This is a genomic window from Streptomyces sp. NPDC059649, assembly GCF_042734445.1.
Taxonomy (GTDB): Bacteria; Actinomycetota; Actinomycetes; order Streptomycetales; family Streptomycetaceae; genus Streptomyces.
The window spans coordinates 24566-49149 of sequence record NZ_JBHWDV010000051.1; the positions used below are offsets into that span (position 1 = coordinate 24566).

Here is a 24584-nt window from a genome sequence, read left to right on the forward strand (position 1 = left end):
CGTGGGGGGGGGGGGGGGGGGGGGGGGGGGGGGGGGGGGGGGGGGGGGGGGGGGGGGGGGGGGGGGGGGGGGGGCCGGGGGGGCGGCGGCCCTTGGGGACTTCCTCCGGCCTCTCCGGCCCCCGGGGGCCCCTCCCCCCGCCCCCACCCACCCCACCCCCTCGACGAAAGCTCGCTAAGCCCCGCCCCCGCCCCCGCTCCCGCTCACGCTCCCGCCCCCACCTCCCCCGCCTCCTCCACGTACCGCATGAATTCCGCAACTGCCGTCTGGACGTCCCGCGGTGTCCAGTCCAGCGCGGGTGCGGCGATCGTCATCTCGGTCAGGGAGACTCCCGGTGGTTCGGTCAGGCCTCGTTCGAACCAGCCGCGGAACAGCGCCGTCCTGCTCTTCTCCGCCTGCCGTATGACGGCCTCGTCCAGGACCTCGGACGGGTGCGGCAGCCACACCTGGAACTGGTGGGTGTGCGGCACCTCCGGGTGGATCCTGAACCACGGCACGCCGGCCGCCGTCAGGCCGTCGCGTAGCGCCTGAGCGACCACCTTGGCGTGGGCGACGTACTCCGGCATGCGGGGGAGTTCGCGGTCCAGGCCCGCCAGTGCGGCCAGTGCGGCGGGCCACTGCTGGAACAACTGGCCGCCGTAACGGTGGCGCCAGGCACGTGCCTCCGCGACGAAGTCCTCGGAGCCGGCGAGCGCGGCGCCCGATATGCCGTCCAGCGACTTGTAGTAGGAGACGTAGACGCTGTCCGCGAGGGCGGCGATCTCGGGGAGCGTGCGGCCGAAGTGCGGGCCGCACTCCCACAGTCGGGCGCCGTCGAAGTGCACCACCGCGTCCCGGTCCCGCGCGGCCGCCACCACCGCGGTCAGCTCCTCCCACTCCGGCAGTACGAAACCGGCGTCGCGCAGCGGGAGTTCGAGGGCCAGGGTGCCGAACGGCTCCTGCAGGCCGTAGACCTCTTCAGCGGTCGGCAGCCGGGACGCGCGGGTCGGATGGACCATCCGCAGTCCGCTGACCACCGCGTACGCGTCCCGTTCGTGCATCTCGAGGTGGGAGAGCGGATGGCCGGCGACCGTCACGTTGCCCGTACGCCCCGCCCAGCAGCGCAGTGCCACCTGCTGGGCCATCGTTCCGGTCGGGAAGAAGGCGGCGGCCTCCGTGCCCAGTGCCTCGGCGGTGCGGCGCTCCAGCTCGCCGACTATGCCGTCGTCGTTGCCGTAGACATCGGTGATGTTGTCGAGGTCGTAGGCGGCAGGGGCGTCGGCCACCAGGCGGTCCAGCCGCTCGCGGACCGTTTCGGGCCGCGGGGCCGGCGCGAGCGACCGCTCCACCCGGCGCAGCGCGGCGATCCGGCGGGCATCCCGGGAACCGGCGGCCTTGCGCTCGCCGTGGCCGGGGTGCGCCCCCTCGCTGCCGTCCCCCGCGGATGCCGGGCCTCCGGCGATGCCCTCGACCACACCTTCACCGACGCCCTCGGCGACACCTTCACCGACGCCCGCGCCGGCATCCTCACCGACACCTTCACCGACGTCCACGCCGACACCTTCCCCGACGCCCGCGCCGACGTCCTTTGCGCTGTCCTTCATGATTCCCCTCAGCCCCCTCATCCCCGTCATCCCCCTGGTCCTTCCTGAGCCTGCCCACAACCGTGGACCTGCCCGCGCCCTGCCCGCATGCGGTTTCGCCCGTGCAGTTCGCATGTGCAGCTCGCATGTGCAGCTCGCATGTGCGGTTTCGCGTGTGCGGCGTGCGGTACGCGGTGTGCGTGCTGTTGGGACCGATCATGACGCAGCCGCGCACAGCCCGCGAGGCCTGTGGAAAACTCTGTGGATAACTTAGATGAGAGATCCCCGTCTCACCCTCCGTGCAGCTCTGAAGTACCCCGGAAACACTCGCGTAGCATGGCGAGGAATCGTCCGGTACCCCCTGAGGACTGGAACGGAAGGCCATCGCCACGTGAACGCACATCCGCCCACCGAGGCCCAGGACCGCCCCGCCCGGCTGACCGTCGGGGTCGTCGGCGCCGGCCGGGTCGGCCCCGCCCTGGCCGCGGCACTGCAGCTCGCCGGGCACCGCCCGGTCGCCGTCTCGGGGGTCTCCGACGCCTCCGTCCGGCGGGCGGCCGAACTGCTGCCGGACGTCCCGCTGGTCACCCCGGCCGAGGTGCTCGCCCGGGCCGAACTGGTCCTGCTGACCGTCCCCGACGACGCCCTCGCGGGCCTGGTGAGCGGCCTCGCGGAAATCGGCGCCGTACGGCCGGGGCAGCTGCTGGTGCACACCTCCGGGCGCTACGGAACGGCGGTGCTGGACCCGGCCACCCGGGCCGGGGCGCTGCCGCTCGCGCTGCACCCCGCGATGACGTTCACCGGCACCTCCGTGGACGTCCAGCGGCTGGCGGGCTGCTCGTTCGGGGTGACCGCGCCCGAGGAGCTCCGGATGGCCGCGGAGGCGCTGGTCATCGAGATGGGCGGGGAGCCCCAATGGATCACGGAATCGGATCGTCCGCTCTACCACGCGGCGCTGGCCATCGGCGCGAACCACCTGGTCACCCTGGTTGCCCAGTCGCTGGAGCTGCTGCGTGACGTGGGCGTGCAGGCACCGGACCGGATGCTGGGCCCGCTGCTCGGCGCCGCCCTCGACAATGCGCTGCGGTCCGGCGACGCCGCACTGACCGGCCCGGTGGCGCGGGGTGACGCGGGCACCGTCGCCGCGCACGTCGCCGAACTGCGCCGGCACGCCCCCCAGAACGTCGCCGGATACCTCGCGATGGCCCGTGCGACCGCGGACCGGGCGCTGGCCCACGGGCTGCTGAAGCCGGAGCTGGCCGAGGACCTGCTCGGCGTGCTCGCCGGCTCCGCCCCCGACGCCCCCTCCGCCCCCGGCCCCCACGGCCCAGGCGCGAACGGCTCAAGCACGAACGGCCCGGGCCCCGACGACCCCGACCCGAGCGATCCCGGCCAGGACGGCCCCGGCCCCGGCCCGACCGATCCCGACCAGCAGGGGCACGGCCCCGAGGGAGACGAGCGATGACCCTTCTCCACACCGCCGCCGCGCTCCGTGACCTGCCGCGCCGTAGTGGCACGCGGGCCGTCGTCATGACCATGGGGGCGCTGCACGAGGGCCACGCCACCCTGATCCGCGCCGCCCGCCGCCGGGCCGGAGCGCAGGGCCAGGTCGTCGTCACGGTCTTCGTCAATCCGCTGCAGTTCGGGGCCGGTGAGGACCTGGACCGCTATCCGCGCACCCTGGACGCGGACGTCGAGCTGGCCCTGGCGGCCGGCGCGGACGCCGTATTCGCGCCGTCCGTCGACGAGGTCTATCCGGGCGGCGAACCGCAGGTGCGGATCACCGCCGGGCCCATGGGAACGCGCCTGGAGGGGGCGAGCCGCCCAGGTCACTTCGACGGCGTGCTGACCGTCGTCGCCAAGCTGCTCCACCTGACCGCGCCCGACCTGGCGTTCTTCGGGCAGAAGGACGCCCAGCAGCTCGCCGTCATCACCCGGATGGCCGCCGACCTCAATTTCCCGGTCGAGATCATCGGCGTCCCCACGGTGCGCGAGGAGGACGGTCTCGCCCTCTCCAGCCGCAACCGCTATCTGTCCACCCCGGAGCGGCGCACCGCGCTGGCGCTGTCCGGAGCCCTGTTCGCGGCCCGCGACCGGCTCACCGCCGAGGAGGCGCTGCGCGCCCGGGCCGCCTGCACGGCCCACGCGGCGCAGGACCGTTCGGCGGCGCTGGCCGCCCTGGGGGAGGACCGGGCGGCCGCCGACGCGCACGCCGTCGCGTACGCCGCCGCGGTCCCCCGGCACGCGCCGTCCGTCGCGCGCGCCGCCGCCCGCGCCGTCCTGGAGGACGCCGAACGGCTCGACCCGCCCCTGGTGCTCGACTACCTGGCGCTGGTCGACCCGTCCGACTTCACGGAGATCTCGGACGCGTACGTGGGGGAGGCGATCCTGGCGGTGGCCGCCAAGGTCGGCACCACGCGCCTCATCGACAACATCCACCTCACCTTCGGCGCGGAGTCGCCGGCCACCGCCCCCGCCTCCGGGCACCGGGACACCCCGGCACCCGTATCCCGGGACACCGCAGCGCCCGCGCACCGGGACACCGCAGCGCCCCCGGACCGGGACACCGCAGTGCCCGCACACCAGGACACCACGGCGCCCGCGCACCAGCACGCCCCCGCGCACCAGCACGCCCCCGCCCCCGCGTCCGCAGCCCGTGAGCGATCCGCCCCCGCCACACCGCCCACCCCACCCCCCGGCCCCCTCGGAGCGACCCGATGACCGCGCCCGCCACCGGAACAGCCACCGGCCCCGAAGCCGTACCCGGCACCGGCATACGCCTGAAGGCCCCCGCCCCCGGCTGGGCCATCGAGGCCGACGTCGTCGTCGTGGGGTCCGGCGTGGCCGGGCTGACCGCCGCACTGCGCTGCGCCGCGGCCGGCCGGCGGACCGTGGTGGTCACCAAGGCCCGCCTCGACGACGGCTCCACCCGTTGGGCGCAGGGCGGTATCGCCGCCGCCCTGGGCGACGGCGACACCCCCGAGCAGCACCTGGACGACACCCTCGTCGCGGGCGCCGGACTCTGCGACGAGGCGGCCGTCCGCACCCTGGTGACCGAGGGCCCGGACGCCGTCCACCGGCTGATCGCCGCCGGCGCCCGCTTCGACACCACCCCGGAAGGCGACGAGATAGCGCTCACCCGTGAGGGCGGCCACCACCGGCGCCGGATAGCGCACGCCGGCGGCGACGCCACCGGAGCGGAGATCTCCCGGGCCCTGGTCGAGGCGGTCCGCGCCGCCGGACTGCGCACCATCGAGAACGCCCTCGTCCTCGACCTCCTCACGGACGAGGCCGGCCGTACCGCCGGCGTGACCCTGCACGTCATGGGGGAGGGCCAGCACGACGGCGTGGGAGCCGTGCACGCCCCGGCCGTGGTCCTCGCCACCGGGGGCATGGGCCAGGTCTTCTCCGCCACCACCAACCCGGCCGTGTCCACCGGCGACGGCGTCGCCCTCGCCCTGCGCGCCGGCGCCGAGATCTCCGACCTCGAATTCGTGCAGTTCCACCCGACCGTGCTGTACCTGGGCCCGGAAGCGGAGGGCCAGCAGCCGCTGATCTCCGAGGCCGTACGGGGCGAGGGCGCGCATCTCGTCGACGCCGACGGCACCCGGTTCATGGTGGGCCAGCACGAGCTCGCCGAACTGGCGCCGCGGGACATCGTCGCCAAGGCGATCCTGCGCCGGTCGCTCGAACAGGGCGTGGACCACATGTATTTGGACGGCCGGCACTTCGGCGCCCCGATGTGGGAGAGCCGTTTCCCGACCATCCTCGCGGCCTGCCGCAGCCACGGCATCGACCCGGTCACCGAACCGATACCGGTCGCCCCCGCGGCGCACTATGCCTCCGGCGGCGTCCGCACCGACCTGCACGGCCGCACCACGGTGCCCGGCCTCTACGCCTGTGGTGAGGTCGCCTGCACCGGCGTCCACGGGGCCAACCGGCTCGCCTCCAACTCCCTTCTGGAGGGCCTGGTCTTCGCCGAGCGGATCGCCGCCGACATCGCCGCCACCGACATCGCCGAGGGCGGCTCCGCGCCGCGTACCGCGGACCGCCCCGCCCCGGTGGCCGCCGGCCGAACGGCCGCGCCCCGGACCACCCTCCCGCTGCTGGCCCCCGAGACCCGCACGGCCGTCCAACGGATCATGACCGCCGGCGCCGGCGTGCTGCGCAGTGCCGAGAGCCTGGCCCGCGCCGCCGCCGAACTCGACCGCATCCACCAGGAGGCGACCGCGGCGGCCGCGGCGGAGGCCGATGCCCAGGAGGCCGCGCAGAAGGCCCCCGAGCCCGGTGTGGAGGCCTGGGAGGCCACCAACCTGCTGTGCGTCGCCCGGGTGCTGGTCGCCGCCGCCCGGCGCCGCGAGGAGACCCGCGGCTGCCATTGGCGCGAGGACCACCCCGACCGCGACGATGCCTCCTGGCGCCGGCACTTCCGCATCACCCTGGACGCGGACCGCGCGCTGACCCTCCGTACGACCGAGGACGCCGGCTTCCCGCCGGCCCTCCCGTAGTCCGTCGGCCGCCCGCCCCGAAGACCCCACCGACCACCCCATCCCGAAGACGGAGCCATCCCGTGAGCAGCACCCCCGACGACCTCCCCCTCCTCCAGATCGGCGGGCCCAGCGGCGGCACCCCCACCGGTGGCTGCGGCGACGCCTGCGGCTGTGGTGGCGGTGACGACGCCTCCTACGAGCTCGACCCGCTGACCTGCGGGCTCGACCCCGATCTGGCCGCCCTCCTGGTGGCGGCCGGGCTCGACCCCGTACAGGTCGAGGACATCGCGCACCTCGCCGTCGAGGAGGACCTCGACCAGGGCGTGGACGTCACGACCGTGGCCACCGTCCCCGAGGACGCCGTCGCCACCGGCGACTTCACCGCCCGTGAGGCCGGCACGGTCGCCGGTCTGCGGATCGCCGAGGCGGTGCTGTCCATCGTGTGCACCGATGAGTTCGAGGTCGAGCGGCACGTCGAGGACGGCGACCGGGTCGAGGCCGGCACCAAGCTGCTGAGCGTCACCACCCGCACCCGCGACCTGCTCACCGGCGAGCGCAGCGCGCTGAACATCCTGTGCCGGCTGTCCGGCATCGCGACCACCACCCGGGCCTGGGCGGACGTCCTCGAAGGAACGAAGGCCAAGGTCCGCGACACCCGTAAGACGACGCCGGGGCTGCGCGCCCTGGAGAAGTTCGCGGTGCGCTGCGGCGGCGGCGTCAACCACCGCATGTCGCTGTCGGACGCCGCGCTGATCAAGGACAACCACGTCGTCGCGGCGGGCGGGGTGGCCGAGGCGTTCACCGCCGTACGGACCGAGTTCCCCGGTGTGCCGATCGAGGTGGAGGTCGACCGGATCGACCAGATCCCGCCGATCCTCGCCGAGGGCGCCGACCTGATCCTGCTGGACAACTTCACCCCGGAGCAGACCAAGGAGGCCGTCGAGCTGGTCGCGGGCCGCGCGATGCTGGAGTCCTCCGGCCGGCTCACCCTCGCCACCGCCCGCTCCTACGCGGAGACCGGCGTCGACTACCTGGCGGTGGGCGCGCTCACGCACTCCGCCCCGATCCTCGACATCGGCCTGGACCTGCGCGAGGAGGCCGGCTCCGGGGACGCCGAGCCGCGTGAGGACCGCTGACCGCCATGCTGCTGACCATTGACGTGGGCAACACCCACACCGTCCTGGGGCTGTTCGACGGTGAGGAGATCGTCGAGCACTGGCGGATCTCCACCGACGCCCGCCGCACCGCCGACGAACTCGCCGTCCTGCTGCAGGGCCTGATGGGCATGCACCCGCTGCTCGGCGACGACCTGGGCGACGGCATCGAGGGCATCGCCATCTGCTCCACGGTGCCCTCCGTCCTCCACGAGCTGCGCGAGGTCACCCGCCGCTACTACGGCGACGTGCCCGCCGTCCTGGTCGAGCCGGGCGTCAAGACGGGCGTGCCGATCCTGATGGACAACCCCAAGGAGGTCGGCGCCGACCGGATCATCAACGCCCTGGCCGCGGTGGAGCTCTACGGCGGCCCCGCGGTGGTCGTCGACTTCGGCACGGCCACCACGTTCGACGCGGTCAGCGCGCGCGGTGAATACGTCGGCGGGGTCATCGCGCCGGGCATCGAGATCTCCGTGGACGCGCTGGGCGTCAAGGGCGCCCAGCTCCGCAAGATCGAACTGGCCCGGCCGCGCAGCGTGATCGGCAAGAACACCGTCGAGGCGATGCAGTCCGGCATCCTCTACGGCTTCGCCGGACAGGTCGACGGCGTGGTCCACCGGATGGCGCGGGAGCTGGCCGACGACCCCGACGAGGTGACCGTGATCGCCACCGGCGGCCTGGCGCCGATGGTCCTCGGCGAGTCCTCGGTGATCGACGCGCACGAGCCCTGGCTCACCCTCATCGGGCTGCGCCTGGTCTACGAGCGGAACGTCGCCCGCTCCTGAGGGTCGGCCGCCGTCGACGGCCCGGTAGCCGGGCGGTCCGGCGCGGGCGGCCGCACGCCCGCGCCACGCCCGCGCCACGCCCGCGCCCGCACGACCGCGCCCGCACGACCGGTTCTGTCGGATTCTGCCGCGCCACCATTCACGAATTAAGCCGGTTTTGTCGGAATCGGTCGTAAAGTCGCCACATGCCAATGCCAAACGGAACCCGCGGCGGCATGGCGTTCAGCGCCGATGAGTTGCGTGTGCTCCGTCGCGCCCTCGCCCATGCCCTGACGACGACGTCCTCCGCCGCCCCGCCCGGCGCCCCCGGGCCCGAGCGGGACCGGGACATCCAGGAATACCTCCGGCTGGCCGAGGCGGTCGACGAGGCGGTCCGCGAAGGCGGCCGGCTGCGCACCTTCCTGCTGGCCGACCTCGCCCGCTACCGCGACGCCCTGCCCGGCTCCGCCGCCGGCTACCTCGCGCAGCTCAAGGAGGCCCTGGCCGCCGGGCACGTGCCCGGCCCCGACGACCTCGCCGCCCTGCGCTCGCTGCGCATCCGCTGCGCCGGCGGGGCCGAACGCGCGCGCCGCAGCGCCCTGCTGCGGCACTGCGAGCACCTGGCCGAGCAATCCGTACGGGTGCGGCTCCGCGCGCTGCCAGGCGGCCGCTCAGGGGCCCGCAGCGGCCGCGACCAGGAACCCGCGCGGGAGCCCGAACCCAAGCGGCCCCCGCAGCCGCAGCGCGAGCCGCGGCCGAAGGCCCCCCGCCGGGACCGGCCCATCCCCACCCCCGGCGAGGTCTTCCCGCCCCGCCGCAAGCCCGCCCCGCCCCCGGAGAGCCGCACCGCCTGAGCGCTGCGTACCCTGGCTTCGTACTCTCGGCGGCTTACGCCCTACAAGTCGGCGGTTCACGCCCTATGAGGAGGCCATACGCCATGGATTACGTCGCAGCCCTGCTCCCGCCCGTCGTGATGGCGGTGGCGTTCACCTGCCTGATCGTGACGATGATCAAGAGCCAGGGCGGTGCGAACAAGTCCAAGGAGGACGCCGCCGTGGACGCGGCGCTGGCCCGGACCGAGTCCGCGCGTCAGGAGCCCACCGCGCACGGCGCCTGATCCACCGGCCGCCGCACCGGCGGCCCGCACGCATCCACGGCCCGGGACCGCGCGTCCCGGGCCGCCTCCTTTTCCGGCTTTCCCTCCTCCAAACGCAACGAGATCAACGGGCATTCTGGACATCTCCCACTATTGTTCTTGTGTGCCGAGACGCTTGGGTGATCTGGAAGACGCGGTGATGACGCGGGTCTGGGAGTGGAACCGCCCGGTCACCGTTCGAGAAGTCCTGGAAGATCTCCAGAAGGAACGGTCGATCGCCTACACCACGGTCATGACCGTATTGGACAACCTCCATCAGAAGGGCTGGGTGCGCCGCGAAGCAGAAGGCCGCGCCTATCGATATGAGGCGGTCTCCACGCGCGCCGCCTACGCCGCCGCACTGATGAACGAGGCATGGTCCGCCAGCGACAACCCCGCCGCCGCACTTGTCGCCTTCTTCGGCATGATGTCGCCGGAACAACGGCAGGCACTGCGCGATGCCGTACGGATGGTGCAGGTCGACGAGCCCGAAGACCCCGAAGAGCAGGAAGGCGCCGAAGGTCCGGAAGAGGCCGCCGGACAAGGTGAACGGGCGGAACAGGCCCGGCCGGTGGAAGAAGGACGGACGTCCGCACCACCACAAGCGGGCCGGGAACCCGGATCACGCGAAGGGCATGAACCCGGGGCGAACGCCGGTGGCAAGGGGCGATAGCGTCCCCGCATGCCCGCGCATTCAAAAGGCCTCACCGTCCGCCGCGCCAGGACCGGCGATGTCCCCGCCGTACGCCGTCTCATCGACGCCTACTCGCGCGACGGGATCCTGCTCGACAAAGCCACCGTCACGCTTTACGAGGACATCCAGGAGTTCTGGGTCGCCGAGCGCGACGAAGACGCCGAGGTCGTCGGCTGCGGAGCACTCCACGTGATGTGGGAAGACCTGGCGGAGGTACGCACCCTGGCCGTGGACCCGCAGCTCAAGGGGGCCGGCGTGGGGCATCAGGTGCTGGAGAAGCTGCTGGCCACCGCGCGCTGGCTCGGAGTGCGGCGCATTTTCTGTCTCACCTTCGAAGTCGACTTCTTCGGCAAGCACGGCTTCGTCGAGATCGGTGAGGCCCCGGTAGACGGGGATGTCTACAGCGAGCTGCTGCGTTCCTATGACGAGGGCGTTGCCGAGTTCCTCGGCCTCGAACGAGTGAAGCCCAACACCCTGGGTAACAGCCGGATGCTTCTGCACCTGTGATGAGTGTTCTATGTCCGAATCGCTCCCCTATCTCATGGCTACGGAAGCATGCGTTCCCCGGTCTGTGGGCAAGTGAACCCTACCCAAGGGTTTGTGTTTTTCCCGGAAAAGCGGTTTGCTTTCCGTCGTAATCCGCATTCGATGAAAGGGAAACCGGTGGCACAGAAGGTTCAGGTTCTTCTTGTCGACGACCTCGACGGCGGCGAGGCCCACGAGACCGTGACGTTCGCGCTCGACGGTAAGGCCTACGAGATCGACCTCTCCGACGGCAACGCCGAGAAGCTGCGTGAGTCGCTCGCGGAGTTCGTGAAGGCCGGCCGTCGTACCGGTGGACGTTCCGGTGGTCGCGGCAAGGCGCGCACGGCGGCTTCCGCCGGAAGCCAGGACACCGCGAAGATCCGCGCTTGGGCGAAGGAGAACGGCTACAACGTCAATGACCGCGGCCGTGTCCCCGCCGAGATTCGCGAGGCATTCGAGAAGGCCAACGCCTGATCTCCGCGCACGCGGTCCGATTGGGCATTACCAGCACGCAACAACCGGGCACGGTGGCACTCCGTCGCCGCCGCGCTCACGAGCCGTACGAGGTCGGGGACGCCCCCATCGTCCCCGAATCCTGTCCCGAACCCCGTGGCGGGCAGGGAATTCTCCGCCTCGTGCCCGGTCCGGGGAGGTCGCATCCATACCGCGGCCTCCCACGAACCGAATGCGCCAGGCGATGAAGGGCCGAAGGGGAACGCCGGCGCGGGCATGCTGCCGCCGGTCCCCCGCGCCGTGAGATCCCCGGCGAGCGGGCCCCACTCCAGCCATTCCAGGATTCCCGGGAGTTCCTCGGCACCACCCGGCGCGACGAGAACGAGCAATTTCGGCCGGTTACCCGGAGGGATCGCGTCGCCTCCCGGCCGCAGCTGCGCCACCGGGCCGAGCAGCGGCCACCGCCGCAGCACCGCGCTCCCGGCGTCGGCCGGCATCTCCAGTACGTCGAAGCGCACCCCGGTCAGCAGCTCCAGCGGCTCCGCGGGGGCCGTCGGCCATCCCATGCCGTCCTCGTACCAGCGGCGAACGGCTGCCAGGGGAGCCCGGGGGGCCAGGGAGTCGAGGGAGTCCGGCGGACCGGGGACAGGGTGGGGGCTGCGGGGGCGCGGGAGCACGCGGGGCATGCCCGGTGCAACTGCCCGCACACCCGGAAGTTACGGTGGGTATCGCTGCCTCTACGCAACGTATTGGTGCAAGAGGCGTGGTGAGGCGTCCGGCGGCGCGTGGATGTTCGCCCGTAGCGGATGGAAGCGGCCCGCGCCGCATGGAGTGTCAGAGGCAGCGGGTAAGAAAGTCTCAGTGGGAAGAGACGGTGTGACCGGCGCACGAAGCGCCTCGGCCCCGCTTTCGGCGGGATGCGGGCGGCGTGTCGGGGAAGGGTGCGTTCGCCACGGGCGTAGTGGCGGAGGGCGTATATGCCTGGCCTGCGGGAACATCGTCTCGCACCATCGAGTTGGAGCAGATGTCAGCTGTTCGGCAGTAAATTTCCCCGCCGGAGCGGGGGTGATCCGGACGGGTGTCGGCAGTTGGAATGAGCTGTCCCGCCCCGCGGGACTAGCATGCGGAAGGACAGGGAGGGGACCGACCCCTAACTGCCTGACCGCTCTGAGGAGCGATTAACGATGTTCGAGAGGTTCACCGACCGCGCGCGGCGGGTTGTCGTCCTGGCTCAGGAAGAAGCCCGGATGCTCAACCACAACTACATCGGCACCGAGCACATCCTCCTGGGCCTGATCCACGAGGGTGAAGGTGTCGCCGCAAAGGCCCTGGAGAGCCTCGGCATTTCGCTTGAGGCGGTCCGTCAGCAGGTGGAGGAGATCATCGGTCAGGGCCAGCAGGCCCCGTCCGGGCACATCCCCTTCACCCCCCGCGCCAAGAAGGTCCTGGAGCTGTCGCTCCGCGAGGCCCTCCAGCTCGGCCACAACTACATCGGCACCGAGCACATCCTGCTCGGCCTGATCCGCGAGGGCGAGGGCGTCGCCGCCCAGGTCCTCGTGAAGCTGGGCGCCGATCTCAACCGGGTGCGGCAGCAGGTCATCCAGCTGCTCTCCGGCTACCAGGGCAAGGAAGCCGCCACGGCCGGCGGCCCCGCCGAGGGCACGCCCTCGACCTCCCTCGTCCTGGACCAGTTCGGCCGCAACCTGACGCAGGCCGCTCGCGAGACCAAGCTCGACCCGGTCATCGGGCGCGAGAAGGAAATCGAGCGGGTCATGCAGGTGCTGTCGCGCCGCACCAAGAACAACCCGGTCCTCATCGGCGAGCCCGGCGTCGGCAAGACGGCGGTCGTCGAGGGCCTGGCGCAGGCCATCGTCAAGGGCGAGGTGCCCGAGACCCTCAAGGACAAGCACCTCTACACCCTCGACCTCGGTGCCCTGGTCGCCGGCTCCCGCTACCGCGGTGACTTCGAGGAGCGCCTGAAGAAGGTCCTCAAGGAGATCCGCACCCGCGGCGACATCATCCTGTTCATCGACGAGCTCCACACCCTCGTGGGTGCGGGCGCCGCCGAGGGCGCGATCGACGCCGCCAGCATCCTCAAGCCCATGCTGGCCCGGGGCGAGCTGCAGACCATCGGTGCCACCACGCTCGACGAGTACCGCAAGCACCTGGAGAAGGACGCGGCCCTGGAGCGCCGCTTCCAGCCCATCCAGGTCGCGGAGCCGTCGCTGCCGCACACGATCGAGATCCTCAAGGGCCTGCGGGACCGCTACGAGGCGCACCACCGCGTGTCCATCACGGACTCCGCGCTGGTCGCCGCGGCCACCCTGGCCGACCGCTACATCTCCGACCGCTTCCTGCCGGACAAGGCGATCGACCTGATCGACGAGGCCGGCTCCCGGATGCGGATCCGCCGGATGACCGCGCCGCCGGACCTGCGCGAGTTCGACGAGAAGATCGCCGACGTGCGCCGGGAGAAGGAGTCCGCGATCGACTCGCAGGACTTCGAGATGGCCGCGGGCCTGCGCGACAAGGAGAAGCAGCTCCTGTCCGCGAAGGCGAAGCGGGAGAAGGAGTGGAAGGCCGGCGACATGGACGTCGTCGCCGAGGTGGACGAGGAGCTGATCGCCGAGGTCCTGGCCACGGCCACCGGCATCCCGGTCTTCAAGCTCACCGAGGAGGAGTCCTCGCGTCTGCTCCGCATGGAGGACGAGCTCCACAAGCGCGTCATCGGCCAGAAGGACGCCATCAAGGCGCTCTCCCAGGCCATCCGGCGCACCCGTGCCGGCCTGAAGGACCCCAAGCGTCCCGGTGGCTCGTTCATCTTCGCCGGCCCGTCCGGTGTCGGTAAGACCGAGCTGTCCAAGACGCTGGCGGAGTTCCTCTTCGGCGACGAGGACGCGCTGATCTCCCTCGACATGTCGGAGTTCAGCGAGAAGCACACGGTCTCCCGGCTGTTCGGTTCGCCCCCCGGCTACGTCGGCTACGAAGAGGGCGGGCAGCTCACCGAGAAGGTGCGCCGCAAGCCGTTCTCCGTGGTGCTCTTCGACGAGGTCGAGAAGGCCCACCCGGACATCTTCAACTCGCTGCTGCAGATCCTGGAGGACGGTCGCCTGACCGACTCCCAGGGCCGGGTCGTGGACTTCAAGAACACCGTCATCATCATGACGACGAACCTCGGCACCCGGGACATCTCCAAGGGCTTCAACCTCGGCTTCGCGGCCCAGGGCGACACCAAGTCCAGCTACGAGCGGATGAAGAACAAGGTCAACGAAGAGCTCAAGCAGCACTTCCGCCCCGAGTTCCTCAACCGTGTGGACGACACCGTCGTCTTCCACCAGCTGACCGAGGACGACATCATCCAGATCGTCGACCTCATGATCGCCAAGGTGGACGAGCGGCTGAAGGACCGCGACATGGGCATCGAGCTCAGCGGTACGGCGAAGTCGCTGCTGGCCAAGCGCGGGTACGACCCGGTGCTCGGCGCCCGTCCGCTGCGCCGCACGATCCAGCGCGAGATCGAGGACGCCCTCTCGGAGAAGATCCTCTTCAGCGAGCTGCGTCCGGGCCACATCGTGGTCGTCGACACCGAGGGCGAGGGTGAAAGCGCCAAGTTCACCTTCCGCGGCGAGGAGAAGTCGGCCCTGCCGGACGCCCCGCCGATCGAGTCCGCGACCGGTGGTTCGGGTCCCAACCTGAGCAAGGACGCCTGAGCGGAAACACCTCACCGCACAAAGCGGCCATAGCGCCCCAACCGAATAAAACGGAGCAGGTGCACCGGAACTGCCCGGAATCGTACGAAACGATTCCGGGCAGTTCCGTTTCCGTCCCCGTTCCGCGTCTCCGTATAGTTCCGCGTCTCCGTATAGGGCCGGCTCGGTATACGACGGATACGCACGATGCAGTAGATGCGGAGGAGACACCGGACGCGGCCGATGCCATTGTTCCGTCGCACCTGCCCGACTCTTCCGCGGAACTTCCGTGATGCTTCCCGGGCGCTTCCGCGCTCTTCCGGAACCATTAGCTCCGGTGATTACCGCCGCACCACCCGAATTCCCTCCGGAACCCCGTGCACCGGCGGAATACGACGCCCGATCCGCAACGTCTCCAGATGCGGAAACGCGGACAGCCACTCCATCGAAACGCCGAGGTCGTACGCGAGCCACAGCCGGGTCAGACCCCCGGCCGGCGCGATGCCCTCGACCAGCTGGTCCGGCGTGAAGAACCCGGCGATCCGCAGATGCGGACGGCCGCCCAGCCGGCGCAGGGCCTGCAGCTCCTCCGGGCCTGACACCGGGAAATACAGCTCGGCCGGATCGAGGTGGGCGATGATCTCGCGGGCGTAGCGGGCCGTGTCGTAGCGCCGCCAGGCCCCGGCGAGCTGCGCCCGGATGTCGTGGTGCGCCCGGTGGCGCAACCCCGTCAGATAGTCGATCGCCATATCGTCCGCGATCGAGGTGGCGGTGATCGCCAGCAGCACCGCCTCCTGGTCCGGCACGTCCGCGGGGTCCGGCAGCATCTCCAGCACGATCGGCCCGATCCAGCCCAGCGCCCGCGCCGCCGACGGCGTCCCCGGGCGCACCATGTCCCGGGTGAACCGCTGCACCCGCGCCCGGACCGCCGGATCCAGCTCCGTGGCGTGCTCCAGACAGGCCGCCGCCAGCAGCTTGCGGTGCCGGGCCTCCGCGGCCCGCACGCCCGCATGCGGGGCCAGCAGCCCGTCCAGCAGCGCCGCGCACTCGTCCGGCCGGGCCAGCGCCACCGCCATCCGGATGACGTCCTCCCAGGCGTCGTGGTGCGCGTGCTCCAGCAGCAGCGTGAAATCGTGGCGCTGCACCACCGCCCGCGCGGACAGATAGTCCTGGAACGTGCGGTGCACGAAGTCCACGGTGCCGGGCGTCGGCTCCCGCAGCAGCCCGGTCCGGTTGAGCAGATGCCGGAACACCTCCTCCGGCCCGCCCTGCCGCGCGGCGTCCGGTATCGCCGGCAGATGCTCCGCCAGCGTCGCGACCGCCGTCGCCCGGTCGATCTCCGAACGGCCGTGGATCAGCATCCAGTGGGCGAGCTTCTGCAACAGCTGGATCTTGGGCTGCCGGGTCAGCTCCACCCCGTCCGGCGCCCCCATCGCCCGCTCCCGGTCACGCCGCTCCAGCAGCATCGACAGCGCCGCGTCGTACAGCTCCTTGCGGCCGTGCGGCAGATAACCGCGCCGGTCGCGGTGGAGGGCGCACAGCAGCCCGCACATCAGCGGATTGGTCGCCAGCCGTCCCAGATCGCGGGTGATCCGCACCGCGTTGAGCAGCGTCCGCTCGTACTCGGCGAGCCGGTCGAGGTCGGCCGGGCGCTGCTGGGCCGCGGCCCGGTGCCAGCGCTGGATGAACGCGGCGACGTCCTCCCGGCTCATCGGCGCCAGCGCCACCTCCCCGAACCCCTCGTCGGCCAGCCAGTTGCCGGGCACCGCGGACGGCCGGGAGGTGACGATCCAGACGTTGCCCGGGAAGCGGCCGGTCCACTCGCCGAGCTTGCGGCGCAACTGCTCCCGCTCCTCCTCCGGCGCCTCGTCGACCCCGTCGACCAGCAGCAACGCCCGCCCCTCGGCCAGCACCCGCGCCGCCCAGCCGGCCGGCGCCCGGTCCGCGTCCTGATCGCCGACCGCGTCCAGGAACGTCTCCGGGTCGGGCAGCCCCGCCCGGGCGAAGCGGCGCACCGGCAGCAGGAACGGCACCCGGCCGCGCAGCTCCGCCAGCGCCTCCGGCAGCTCGTCGCGGGCCGTGGCGACGGTCAGCCACTGCAGCAGCGTCGTCTTGCCGGACCCGGCCACCCCGCGCACCAGCACCCGCTCCCGCCCGGCCAGCGCCCGCTCGGCGGGCAGCGGCGGCTCGTCCTCCGGGGACCCCGGCTCGCACTGCAGCCCCAGATAGGCGGCGTCCAGCGGCCAGCTGTCCGGGGAGTGCGCGAGATCGATGCCGTAGATGGTGAGGTGGTTGTGCAGGGCGGCGGTGCGCCGGGCGTACTCCTCCTCGAAGGCACCCTCATCGACGCCGCGGCCGACGGGGCCGACGGGGCCGGCGGCGCCCTCGGGGCCGGTGACGGCTTCGACGGCTGCACGCTCCGGCGGTGCGCCGGCCGCGGCGGCCGGCCCGTGGATCAGCTCGGCGAGCGTACGGGTCTGCTCGGCGAGGGTGTGCGCCACGTACGGCGACCGCCGGGTGAGGAAGTACAGGACGTGCCGGGCCACCACGTCCACCAGCAGCCCGTACAGCCGCGCACGGTCCCCCGTCAGCCGGCGGGCGGCCCCGGGCACCCGCGCGCACAGCCGGCGGGCGAACTCCGCGGGCAGCAGCCGCGCCGCGTCCACGTCGTCCATCCCGGTCTCGGCGAGCGCCCGCAGCGTACGGGCCAGCGCGGCGGACAGGTCCGGGTCCTCGCCACCCGTTGCCTGCTCGACGAGCGACCCGGCGAGGTCGTCCAGCCCGGACCCGCTCAACTCCGGCTTCTCGCCGGTGAACGACACCAGCAGCGCGATCGGAACGGGCCGGCCGACCAGCTCGGTGGCCGGCCCGTCGGTACGGAACAGCTTGCGGACGAGGGGATCGACGGTGTGCGGGGCGAGACGGGCGGCGAGACTCGTGGGATCCATGGACTTCCCGTAACTGCGGTACCGGGCAGGGAGGTTGAGCGGCTACCCCGACCAGCCTAGGCGCGGGGGCGGGGACGGAGGGTGAGTCGGGCGCCGGGCGGGAGGTCGGGAAGGGGGTCGGGGCGGAGGTCGAAGAGACCGACTTCCCGCAGGTCGGACAGGCCGGTCAGGGGTGGGAGGGCGATCGGGGTGCCGATCGCGCCGTAGACGTTGAGCTGGCGCAGGTGAGGGAAGGCCGGGAGGAGGGTGTCCAGCAGCGTGCTCAGACGGGGTGCGGGCACCCGCGCCGGGTTGAGGAGGCTGAGGCCGGTGACCTGGGGGATCCGGAGTCCCGACGGGAGCTGCAAGGACACCTGGTCGGACGCCAGGCCCACGGACAGCCAGCGCAGTTTCTCAAGCGATGCCACCTCGGCCCATTGACCCTCGTCGAAGGCATCCGTGAGCCGAGCGAGGTACAGCGTGCGCAGGCTGGGCCGGGAGACCAGACCGGCGAGCTCGGTTCCGAGGGGCTGGTCGGTCGCCAGGAAGGTCAGTGGGGCACCGGCGGGCAGCGCCGCGGTGCCGTCCGGCAGTCGGGAGTAGAGGCCCAGGCCGGTGAGGCCGGTCAGCGTATCGAGTCCGGGCGGGGTCGGCAGGTCCTGTTCCGGCGGCATGGAGAGGTTCAGCGTGCGGAGGCCGAGGTCCGCAAGCGGGGTGAGGTCTTCGACCGCGGGGCACCCCCACAGCGACAGCCACTCCACATTCGGGAACTCACGGAGGAAGCCGAGGTCGGTGATCTCCGGATTCTCCTGGAGCGTCAGGCTCCTGAGGCGCTCGTGAACCAGCTCGTCGAGAAGCTCGCGGGCGGTGAAAGAGCCTCTCACCACGATGCGTTGACGGCCTCCGAGCGCCTTGAGCGTGCGCAGCTCGGCGAGGGACCCGACGGTGATCGTCACCTCCTCGTCGAGGTGCCGGATCACGTCCTGGGCATACCGGTCGGTGTCGAAAGCCGTCCAGGAAGCGGCGAGCTGCACCCGCGCGCCGGGTGCCGGATGACCGCGGAACCGCTTGATGACCTCCAGCCCCGCATCGCTGCCGACCAGCGCCGCCGTCGCCACCACCTCCTGCGCCTCGTCGTCCTCCAAGCCGTCCGGCCCCGGCAGCAGCTCCACCACCAGCGGCCCCACCGAGGCCAGCAGCCGCGACTCCTCCCGGCTCCGGGGCGGCAGGACCGCCCGCGCCCGCGCATGCACCTCCTCCCGCACGGCCGGGTCGAGTTCCGTCGCATGCTCCAGGCAGGCCAGGGCGAGCAGATGCACCCGCAGCCGGGTCGGCGGGTCGGCGGCGGAGTCCCCGCGGGTGAGCAACTCCCGGAGCAGCTCGGCCCGTTCGCGGGGGCGGGCGTGGGCCACCGCCATCCGGATCACGTCCTCCCACTGGGCGTCCTCCGCATGCGCCACCAGCAGCCCGATGTCACCGTCCTCGACGGCCGCCTTGGCGCCCAGGTAGTCCTGGAACGTGCGGTGCACGAACTGCACCGACCCGGCCACCGGTTCGCGCAGCAGTCCGCTGCGCAGCAGCAGATGACGCAGCACGGCCGCCGCGTCCCCCTGCCGGGCGGCCGCCGGCACCGCCGGCAGCGCCTCGCCGACGATCCGCTCGGCCCGCTCCCGGTCCAGCTCCGTGCGGCCGTTGCGGATCAGCCAGTACGCCAGCCGCTGCAGCAACTGGATCTGCGGCTCGTCGTTCAGCTCGATGCCCGTGGGGGCGGCCATATCGCGTTCGCGGTCGCGGCGGGAGAGCAGCATGACCAGCGCCGCGTCGTACAGCTCCTTGCGGCCGGTGGGCAGATAGCCGCGCCGGTCGCGGTGCAGGGCGCAGATCAGCCCGCACATCAGCGGGTTGGTGGCGAGCCGGGCGAGGTCCTGCTTGGTGTGGACGGCGGCCAGCAGGGACTGCTCGTACGCGTCGAGGCGGGCGGGGTCCTCGGCGTCGCGGCGGGCCGCGTCGTGCCAGCGGCCGATGAACGCGGTGACCTCGGCACGGCGCAGCGGCGCCAGCGTCAGCTCGTCGAAGCCGTCGGAGGCGAGCCAGTCGTCGCGCACCGCGGACGGCCGGGTGGTGACCAGCCACAGGTTGGCGGGGAACGCGTCGAGCAGATCCCGCAGCCAGCGCCGGGCCCGGTCGCGCTCGCGGTCCGGGATCTCGTCCAGGCCGTCGACGAGGAGCAGGCCCCGCCCGGAGGCCAGGACCCGGTCGGTCCAGCCGTCGGGCCGGGCGCCGGACAGCGGGCAGCCGACGGCCGCCAGGAAGCGGTCCGGGGTGGGCAGCGGCGCGCCGTCGCGGGTGAGGGTGCGCAGCGGCAGGACGAACGGGATCCGGCCGTAGAGGTGGGGGAGGGGCGTCTCGCCGGGGGCCTTGGTGCAGGAGACGGCCAGCCACTGCACCAGGGTGCTCTTGCCCGAGCCGGCCACGCCGCGCAGCAGCACCCGGTCGCGGCCGGCCAGTGCCTGGTCGGCGGGGAGCGGGGCCGGGGCGCCGGCCGGGTGGGTGCCGTCCCCCTCCCACGGGCCGGGGGTCCTCGGCCCGCGCCCGGCGGCCGGCGTCGCCGCGAGACTCATGTACGCGGCGTCGAGCGGCCACCGGTCCGGGGAGTGGGTCAGATCGATGCCGTAGATGGTGAGCCGGCTGTGTTTGCGCGCCACATAGGTGAGATAGCTGCGCTCGAAGGCGAGGTCCGCCGCCCTCGGGGACGGGTGCCGTTCGAGGAACGTGTCCATGGTGGCGATCAGGCCGTCCAGGCTGCGGCTCTGCTGGACCAGGGTGCGGGCGACGAACGCCGACCGCTGGGTGAAGAAGTGCACGATGTGCAGGCAGGCGGTGTCGAGCAGGGCGTGGTGCAGCAGCTCGGCGTCCCGGGACAGGCCGCGGGCGGCGGACGGGGCCGCGGCGCGCAGGCGGTCGCCGAGGGCGGGGGCGCCGAGCCGGACGGCCTGGACGTCGTCCATGTCGAGGTCGCCGAGGGCGTGCAGGGTGGCGGCCAGTGCGCCGGCCACCGCCTGCTCCTCGTCGTCGGGGACCGGCCGCTCGCCGGGGCCGCAGCCGCGTAACGCCCGCCGGACCAGCTCCGCGGCGAGTTTCTGCAGGTCCTTGCGGGTGAGGGTGCGCTGCTCGCCGGTGAAGGACACCAGGGCGGAGATCCGTACGGGGGCCGGGACGAGGCCGGCGCCCGGCCCGTCCTGGACGAAGAGCTTCCGTACGAGCGGCGCGACCGCACCGGACGCGAGCCGTAGGCCCACTGCTGACGGGTCCATCGTGCGCGCCGCCTCCCCCGTGGCCGGTGATGTGGCCGGTGAGCTGACCGGTGAGCTGACCGGTGTTGTCGTGGGGCCAGGCTAGCCGGGGCGGTGTGGCGGCGGTCACGAAATCGCCATCCCGTGGGCCTCGACAGCCGCTCCGCAATAACGGCCGCAGGGCCCGCCAGTAATGCGGGTCACACCTTTTTGGTAATCCAGGTCACACCGTCCGGGTAATCCAGGTCACAAAGAAACCGGGTCGGCAGTGACATGGCGCACAGCCGATTATGGCCCTACTAGCGGAATTAGGGGAAGGGGTGGGTGGGCGTGCGGGGGTTTTCCGGGGCCGGGGCGGGGTGGGGTGGCGACGGGGGTGCGGGCGCCATTCCCACCTGGGCAACGACCGGGTAAAAGCCCTGATCAGTGGTGGTTTGGCGGATCCGTCAGCTGTCCGGAATGAGGTAGTTCGCCCCGATCATGCAAAAGTCCGGGCGGAAGGCAAGAGGCACTTTCCGCATGGCTTTTGTACGGGCCCGCTTAGTAGCGGAGGGGTCTTGGCGGGTTGGCCCCGACCGGTTACCAAGGAATGGCGCTACCGGTCCGCAGCCGGGAAGTCGCGAAATTCCTGATCTCTCCGATCGCCCTGATCTTCCTGATCGAATTCCGGAAGGAAAAAACCCGCATGTCGAAGTTCGCCGCCCTTCACCGTTCCAAGAACTCCGCCGGTACCCCGAAGACCGCGAAGTCCCTGCTCGGCCGCCGGGCCGCCGTGGTCGCCGCCGGTCTCGGTGTCTCCGTCGCGCTCGGCGCCGGTGCCGCCTCGGCCGCCGACGGTGGTCTGACGGGCCTCACCTCGCACGTCGGCTCCACGGTCAGCGCGCAGGCCGACGCCCAGGCCAAGGCCGCCGCCGACGCCAAGGCCGCCGCGGCCAAGGCCAAGAAGGACGTGGCCAAGAAGGCCGACGCCTGGGTCAAGCCGGTCGACCACTACGTCCTCGGCTCGACCTTCGGTCTGGCCGGCAGCCACTGGGCGCACAACCACAGTGGCCAGGACTTCGTCGTGCCGAGCGGTACCGCGGTCAAGGCCGTCCACAAGGGCACCGTCATCAAGGCCGGCCCCTGGGGCGGCGGTGACGGCCCGGCGTACGGCAACGCCATCGTGATCAAGCACGACAACGGCGTCTACACCCAGTACGCGCACCTGTCAGTGATCCAGGTCCACATCGGCCAGCAGGTCGGCGCCGGCCAGCAGATCGCGCTGTCCGGCAGCACCGGGAACTCGACCGGCCCCCACCTGCACTTCGAGGTCCGCACCGGCCCCAACTACGGGTCGGGCATCGAGCCGACCGGATTCCTGCGGGCTCACGGCGACGCCGTCTGAGCTGAATCCGGCCGGGCTGGCCGGCGGTTCGGCGGGTTTGCCGCCGTGACCAGTTCCGTGGCGACCTCGAGGATGGCCCTGCGCTTCTCCTCGGGGTCGCCCTCCACGTTCTGCATCGCGAACATCCCCGCATGCATCGAGAACAGCGCCGTGATGCAGCGCACCTGATCCGTCAGCTCCGCATCGTCCTCCTTGAGGAGGCCGAAAAGGGTCAGCATGCGCGCCTTGAACGTCTCGCCGATGCTCAGATCCCGCACCGTGGCCTGGTTCTCCTGCATGAAGCGGAACAGCGGCTCGGCCGACCGCAGCGCCTCGTTGTAGCGGCGGATCACCTCCAGCTTGGTCTCCAGCGTCCGCGGCTGCCCCTCGGCCCAGGCGATCAGCTCGTCGCAGGGCCTGGCCAGGTCCTGGAACAGGCTGATGACGATGTCTTCCTTGGTCTTGAAGTGGTAGTACAGCGCCGCCTTGGTGACCTCCAGCTTCTCCGCGATCTCCCGCAGCGAGGTCTTCTCGTAGCCCTGTTCGGAGAACAGCTCCAGAGCGACGTCCTGAATGCGCTGGCGGGTGTTCCCCCGTCGCGTCTGCCCGGTGCTCATGGTGCTCTCCTGCGTCGTCGGTGCTGGTGGAGGCGTGCCCAGGACCGGGCTCCAGAAACTTACTTGACGCCCGGCTAGTTAGCGGCCTACCTTCCTCACTGTACTGAACTAGCCGGGCGGCAAGTAAGTAGGAGAGAGTGAGTGATGGGGAAGTCGCAGCCTGCGACCCCGACGGGGGACGGACGGATAGCGGTAAACGGGACGAATCCCGGAACCGCGCAGGAGGGCAAGCAGCCGGCGAGCGTACGGCCGGTGCTCTTCGCGCTGATGATCGCGATGCTCCTCGCGATGCTGGACAACATGATCGTCGGCACCGCGATGCCGACCATCGTCGGTGAACTGGGCGGGCTGGAGCACCTGTCCTGGGTCGTCACCGCCTACACGCTCGCCACCGCCGCCTCGACCCCGATCTGGGGCAAGCTCGGCGACATGTACGGCCGCAAGGGCGTCTTCCTGACGTCCATCGTGATCTTCCTCTTCGGCTCCGTACTGTCCGGCATGGCCCAGGACATGGGCCAGCTCATCGGCTTCCGCGCGATCCAGGGACTCGGCGCCGGCGGCCTCATGGTCGGCGTCATGGCGATCATCGGTGACCTGATCCCGCCGCGGGAACGCGGCAAGTACCAGGGCATGATGGCCGGCGTCATGGCCGTCGCCATGATCGGCGGCCCGCTGGTCGGCGGCACCCTCACCGACCACCTCGGCTGGCGCTGGAGCTTCTACATCAACCTCCCGCTCGGCGCGGTCGCACTGATCATGGTCACCGCGGTGCTGCACCTGCCGAAGAAGCGCTCCCGGGCCCGCATCGACTACGTCGGCTCCGCACTGCTCACCCTCGGCATCACCGCCCTCGTCCTGATCACCACCTGGGGCGGCACCGAGTACGAGTGGCTGTCGCCGCAGATCATCGGCCTCGGCATCTTCGGCGTCCTCGCCCTGGCCGTGTTCCTCGTCGTCGAGCGCAAGGTCGCCGAGCCGGTGCTGCCGCTGCACATCTTCCGCAACGGCAACTTCTCTCTCGTCACCGTCATCGGCTTCCTCGTCGGCTTCGTGATGTTCGGGTCGATGACCTTCCTGCCGCTGTTCCAGCAGACCGTGCAGGGCGCCTCGGCCACCAACTCCGGCCTGCTGCTGCTGCCGATGCTGCTGGCGATGATGGTCGTCTCGCTGTTCGCCGGCCGGGTCACCACCCAGACCGGCAAGTACAAGGTCTTCGTCGTGGTCGGCGGCGGCCTGATCACCGCGGGCCTGTCCGTGCTGTCCCTCATGGACACCGACACCAGCCGCTTCACCTCGGGCGTCTACATGGCCGTACTCGGCGCCGGCATGGGCTTCCTGATGCAGACCACCATGCTGATCGCCCAGAACAGCGTCGAGCTCAAGGACATGGGCGTCGGCTCCTCGTCCGCGACCCTCTTCCGCACCATCGGCGGCTCCTTCGGCGTCGCGATCCTCGGCGCGATCTTCACCAACCAGCTGCACTCCACGATGGCCGCGCGGATCGGCAAGGCCGCCGGCGAGAAGATGACCGCCGGCGGCGCCCAGATGGACCCCAAGCGCCTGTCCGAACTGCCGCCGATGATCAAGGACGCGTACGCGCACGCGGTGGCGGACGGCACCCACCAGGTCTTCCTGTGGGGCGCCCTGGTCAGCATCATCGGCTTCGCGGCGGCCTGGTTCCTGAAGGAGGTCCCGCTGCGGGGCGGGCCTACGGCCAAGCCGGCCGCGGACCCGCAGGGCGGGTCCGCGGAGACGGAGCAGGTGCCGGCGGCTGTCTGACGCCTTGCGCGCTTGGCGGCGCCGCGTACGTACCTGTCTGCGGCGCCGCGGTGGTTTCTCGCCGTGGCGCCTGCGGCGGGCGGGTGGTTGTCGGGTGCGGTGACGGACCTCCGGGGCCGGTTGTGTGGACTGCTTCGCT

At 71.7% G+C, this 24584-nt stretch carries 17 protein-coding genes and 1 pseudogene; 13 read left to right on the forward strand and 5 right to left on the reverse strand.

The features are described from left to right. Window positions 1–203: 203 nt before the first annotated feature. Window positions 204–1583, reverse strand: coding sequence for a threonine aldolase family protein (locus tag ACFV1J_RS33655; RefSeq protein ID WP_385864550.1), 1380 nt, complete (start codon window positions 1581–1583; stop codon window positions 204–206). A 370-nt stretch (window positions 1584–1953) separates the two neighbouring features. On the opposite strand from ACFV1J_RS33655, the gene ACFV1J_RS33660 reads away from it, so the two are divergent. From ACFV1J_RS33660 to ACFV1J_RS33705, 10 genes and pseudogenes are all read left to right on the forward strand, one after another. Further along, the gene (locus tag ACFV1J_RS33660) at window positions 1954–3027 is read left to right on the forward strand and encodes a Rossmann-like and DUF2520 domain-containing protein (RefSeq protein ID WP_385864552.1); all 1074 of its coding nucleotides are present in this window, start codon (window positions 1954–1956) and stop codon (window positions 3025–3027) included. Next, a pseudogene (gene panC, locus ACFV1J_RS33665) lies at window positions 3024–4022 on the forward strand (pantoate--beta-alanine ligase); the annotation flags it as partial. The gene ACFV1J_RS33660 and the pseudogene panC, both read left to right, overlap by 4 nt. A gap of 257 nt (window positions 4023–4279) precedes the next feature. After that, a complete protein-coding gene (locus ACFV1J_RS33670) occupies window positions 4280–6070 on the forward strand; it encodes an L-aspartate oxidase (RefSeq protein ID WP_385864554.1) in 1791 nt (596 codons plus the stop codon). Window positions 6071–6132: 62 nt separating this feature from the next. Then, window positions 6133–7188, forward strand: a complete 1056-nt coding sequence (gene nadC / locus ACFV1J_RS33675) for a carboxylating nicotinate-nucleotide diphosphorylase (RefSeq protein WP_385864556.1) — start codon at window positions 6133–6135, stop codon at window positions 7186–7188. Between the two features lie 5 nt (window positions 7189–7193). Continuing rightward, entirely contained in the window at window positions 7194–7991 is a 798-nt protein-coding gene (locus ACFV1J_RS33680) for a type III pantothenate kinase (protein WP_030416769.1), read from the forward strand. Window positions 7992–8206: 215 nt separating this feature from the next. Further along, window positions 8207–8824 (forward strand): hypothetical protein, encoded by a 618-nt coding sequence (locus tag ACFV1J_RS33685; RefSeq protein ID WP_385864582.1) that lies wholly within the window; start codon window positions 8207–8209, stop codon window positions 8822–8824. 83 nt (window positions 8825–8907) lie between these two features. Further along, complete coding sequence (locus ACFV1J_RS33690) at window positions 8908–9087, forward strand: hypothetical protein (RefSeq protein WP_385864557.1); 180 nt, start codon at window positions 8908–8910, stop codon at window positions 9085–9087. Between the two features lie 178 nt (window positions 9088–9265). Further along, complete coding sequence (locus ACFV1J_RS33695; RefSeq protein ID WP_385864584.1) at window positions 9266–9778, forward strand: BlaI/MecI/CopY family transcriptional regulator; 513 nt, start codon at window positions 9266–9268, stop codon at window positions 9776–9778. Window positions 9779–9787: 9 nt separating this feature from the next. Continuing rightward, complete coding sequence (locus ACFV1J_RS33700; protein ID WP_030801698.1) at window positions 9788–10306, forward strand: amino-acid N-acetyltransferase; 519 nt, start codon at window positions 9788–9790, stop codon at window positions 10304–10306. Window positions 10307–10462: 156 nt separating this feature from the next. Beyond that, entirely contained in the window at window positions 10463–10798 is a 336-nt protein-coding gene (locus ACFV1J_RS33705; protein ID WP_385864586.1) for an Lsr2 family protein, read from the forward strand. On the opposite strand, the gene ACFV1J_RS33710 is transcribed toward ACFV1J_RS33705, so the two are convergent. Continuing rightward, entirely contained in the window at window positions 10729–11463 is a 735-nt protein-coding gene (locus ACFV1J_RS33710; RefSeq protein ID WP_385864559.1) for an SCO3374 family protein, read from the reverse strand. The two genes, ACFV1J_RS33705 and ACFV1J_RS33710, sit on opposite strands and share 70 nt — an antisense overlap. 498 nt (window positions 11464–11961) lie before the next feature. On the opposite strand from ACFV1J_RS33710, the gene ACFV1J_RS33715 reads away from it, so the two are divergent. After that, entirely contained in the window at window positions 11962–14487 is a 2526-nt protein-coding gene (locus ACFV1J_RS33715; protein WP_385864560.1) for an ATP-dependent Clp protease ATP-binding subunit, read from the forward strand. A gap of 320 nt (window positions 14488–14807) precedes the next feature. Here ACFV1J_RS33715 and ACFV1J_RS33720 read toward each other — a convergent pair whose 3' ends face one another. Next, on the reverse strand, window positions 14808–17414 hold the full coding sequence (locus tag ACFV1J_RS33720; RefSeq protein ID WP_385864564.1) for an NACHT domain-containing protein: 2607 nt from the start codon (window positions 17412–17414) through the stop codon (window positions 14808–14810). A 56-nt stretch (window positions 17415–17470) separates the two neighbouring features. Next, window positions 17471–20707 (reverse strand): NACHT domain-containing protein, encoded by a 3237-nt coding sequence (locus ACFV1J_RS33725; protein WP_385864568.1) that lies wholly within the window; start codon window positions 20705–20707, stop codon window positions 17471–17473. A 664-nt stretch (window positions 20708–21371) separates the two neighbouring features. Here ACFV1J_RS33725 and ACFV1J_RS33730 point away from each other — a divergent pair. Then, entirely contained in the window at window positions 21372–22070 is a 699-nt protein-coding gene (locus tag ACFV1J_RS33730) for a M23 family metallopeptidase (protein ID WP_385864570.1), read from the forward strand. Here the strand turns inward: ACFV1J_RS33730 and ACFV1J_RS33735 are convergent. Continuing rightward, window positions 22052–22666 carry a TetR/AcrR family transcriptional regulator gene (locus tag ACFV1J_RS33735; RefSeq protein ID WP_385864572.1) on the reverse strand — a complete coding sequence of 205 codons (615 nt, stop codon included), beginning with the start codon at window positions 22664–22666 and terminating at the stop codon, window positions 22052–22054. The genes ACFV1J_RS33730 and ACFV1J_RS33735 overlap by 19 nt on opposite strands. A gap of 144 nt (window positions 22667–22810) precedes the next feature. Between ACFV1J_RS33735 and ACFV1J_RS33740 the strand changes: the two genes are divergently transcribed. Further along, on the forward strand, window positions 22811–24445 hold the full coding sequence (locus ACFV1J_RS33740) for an MDR family MFS transporter (RefSeq protein WP_385864574.1): 1635 nt from the start codon (window positions 22811–22813) through the stop codon (window positions 24443–24445). Window positions 24446–24584 lie beyond the last annotated feature (139 nt).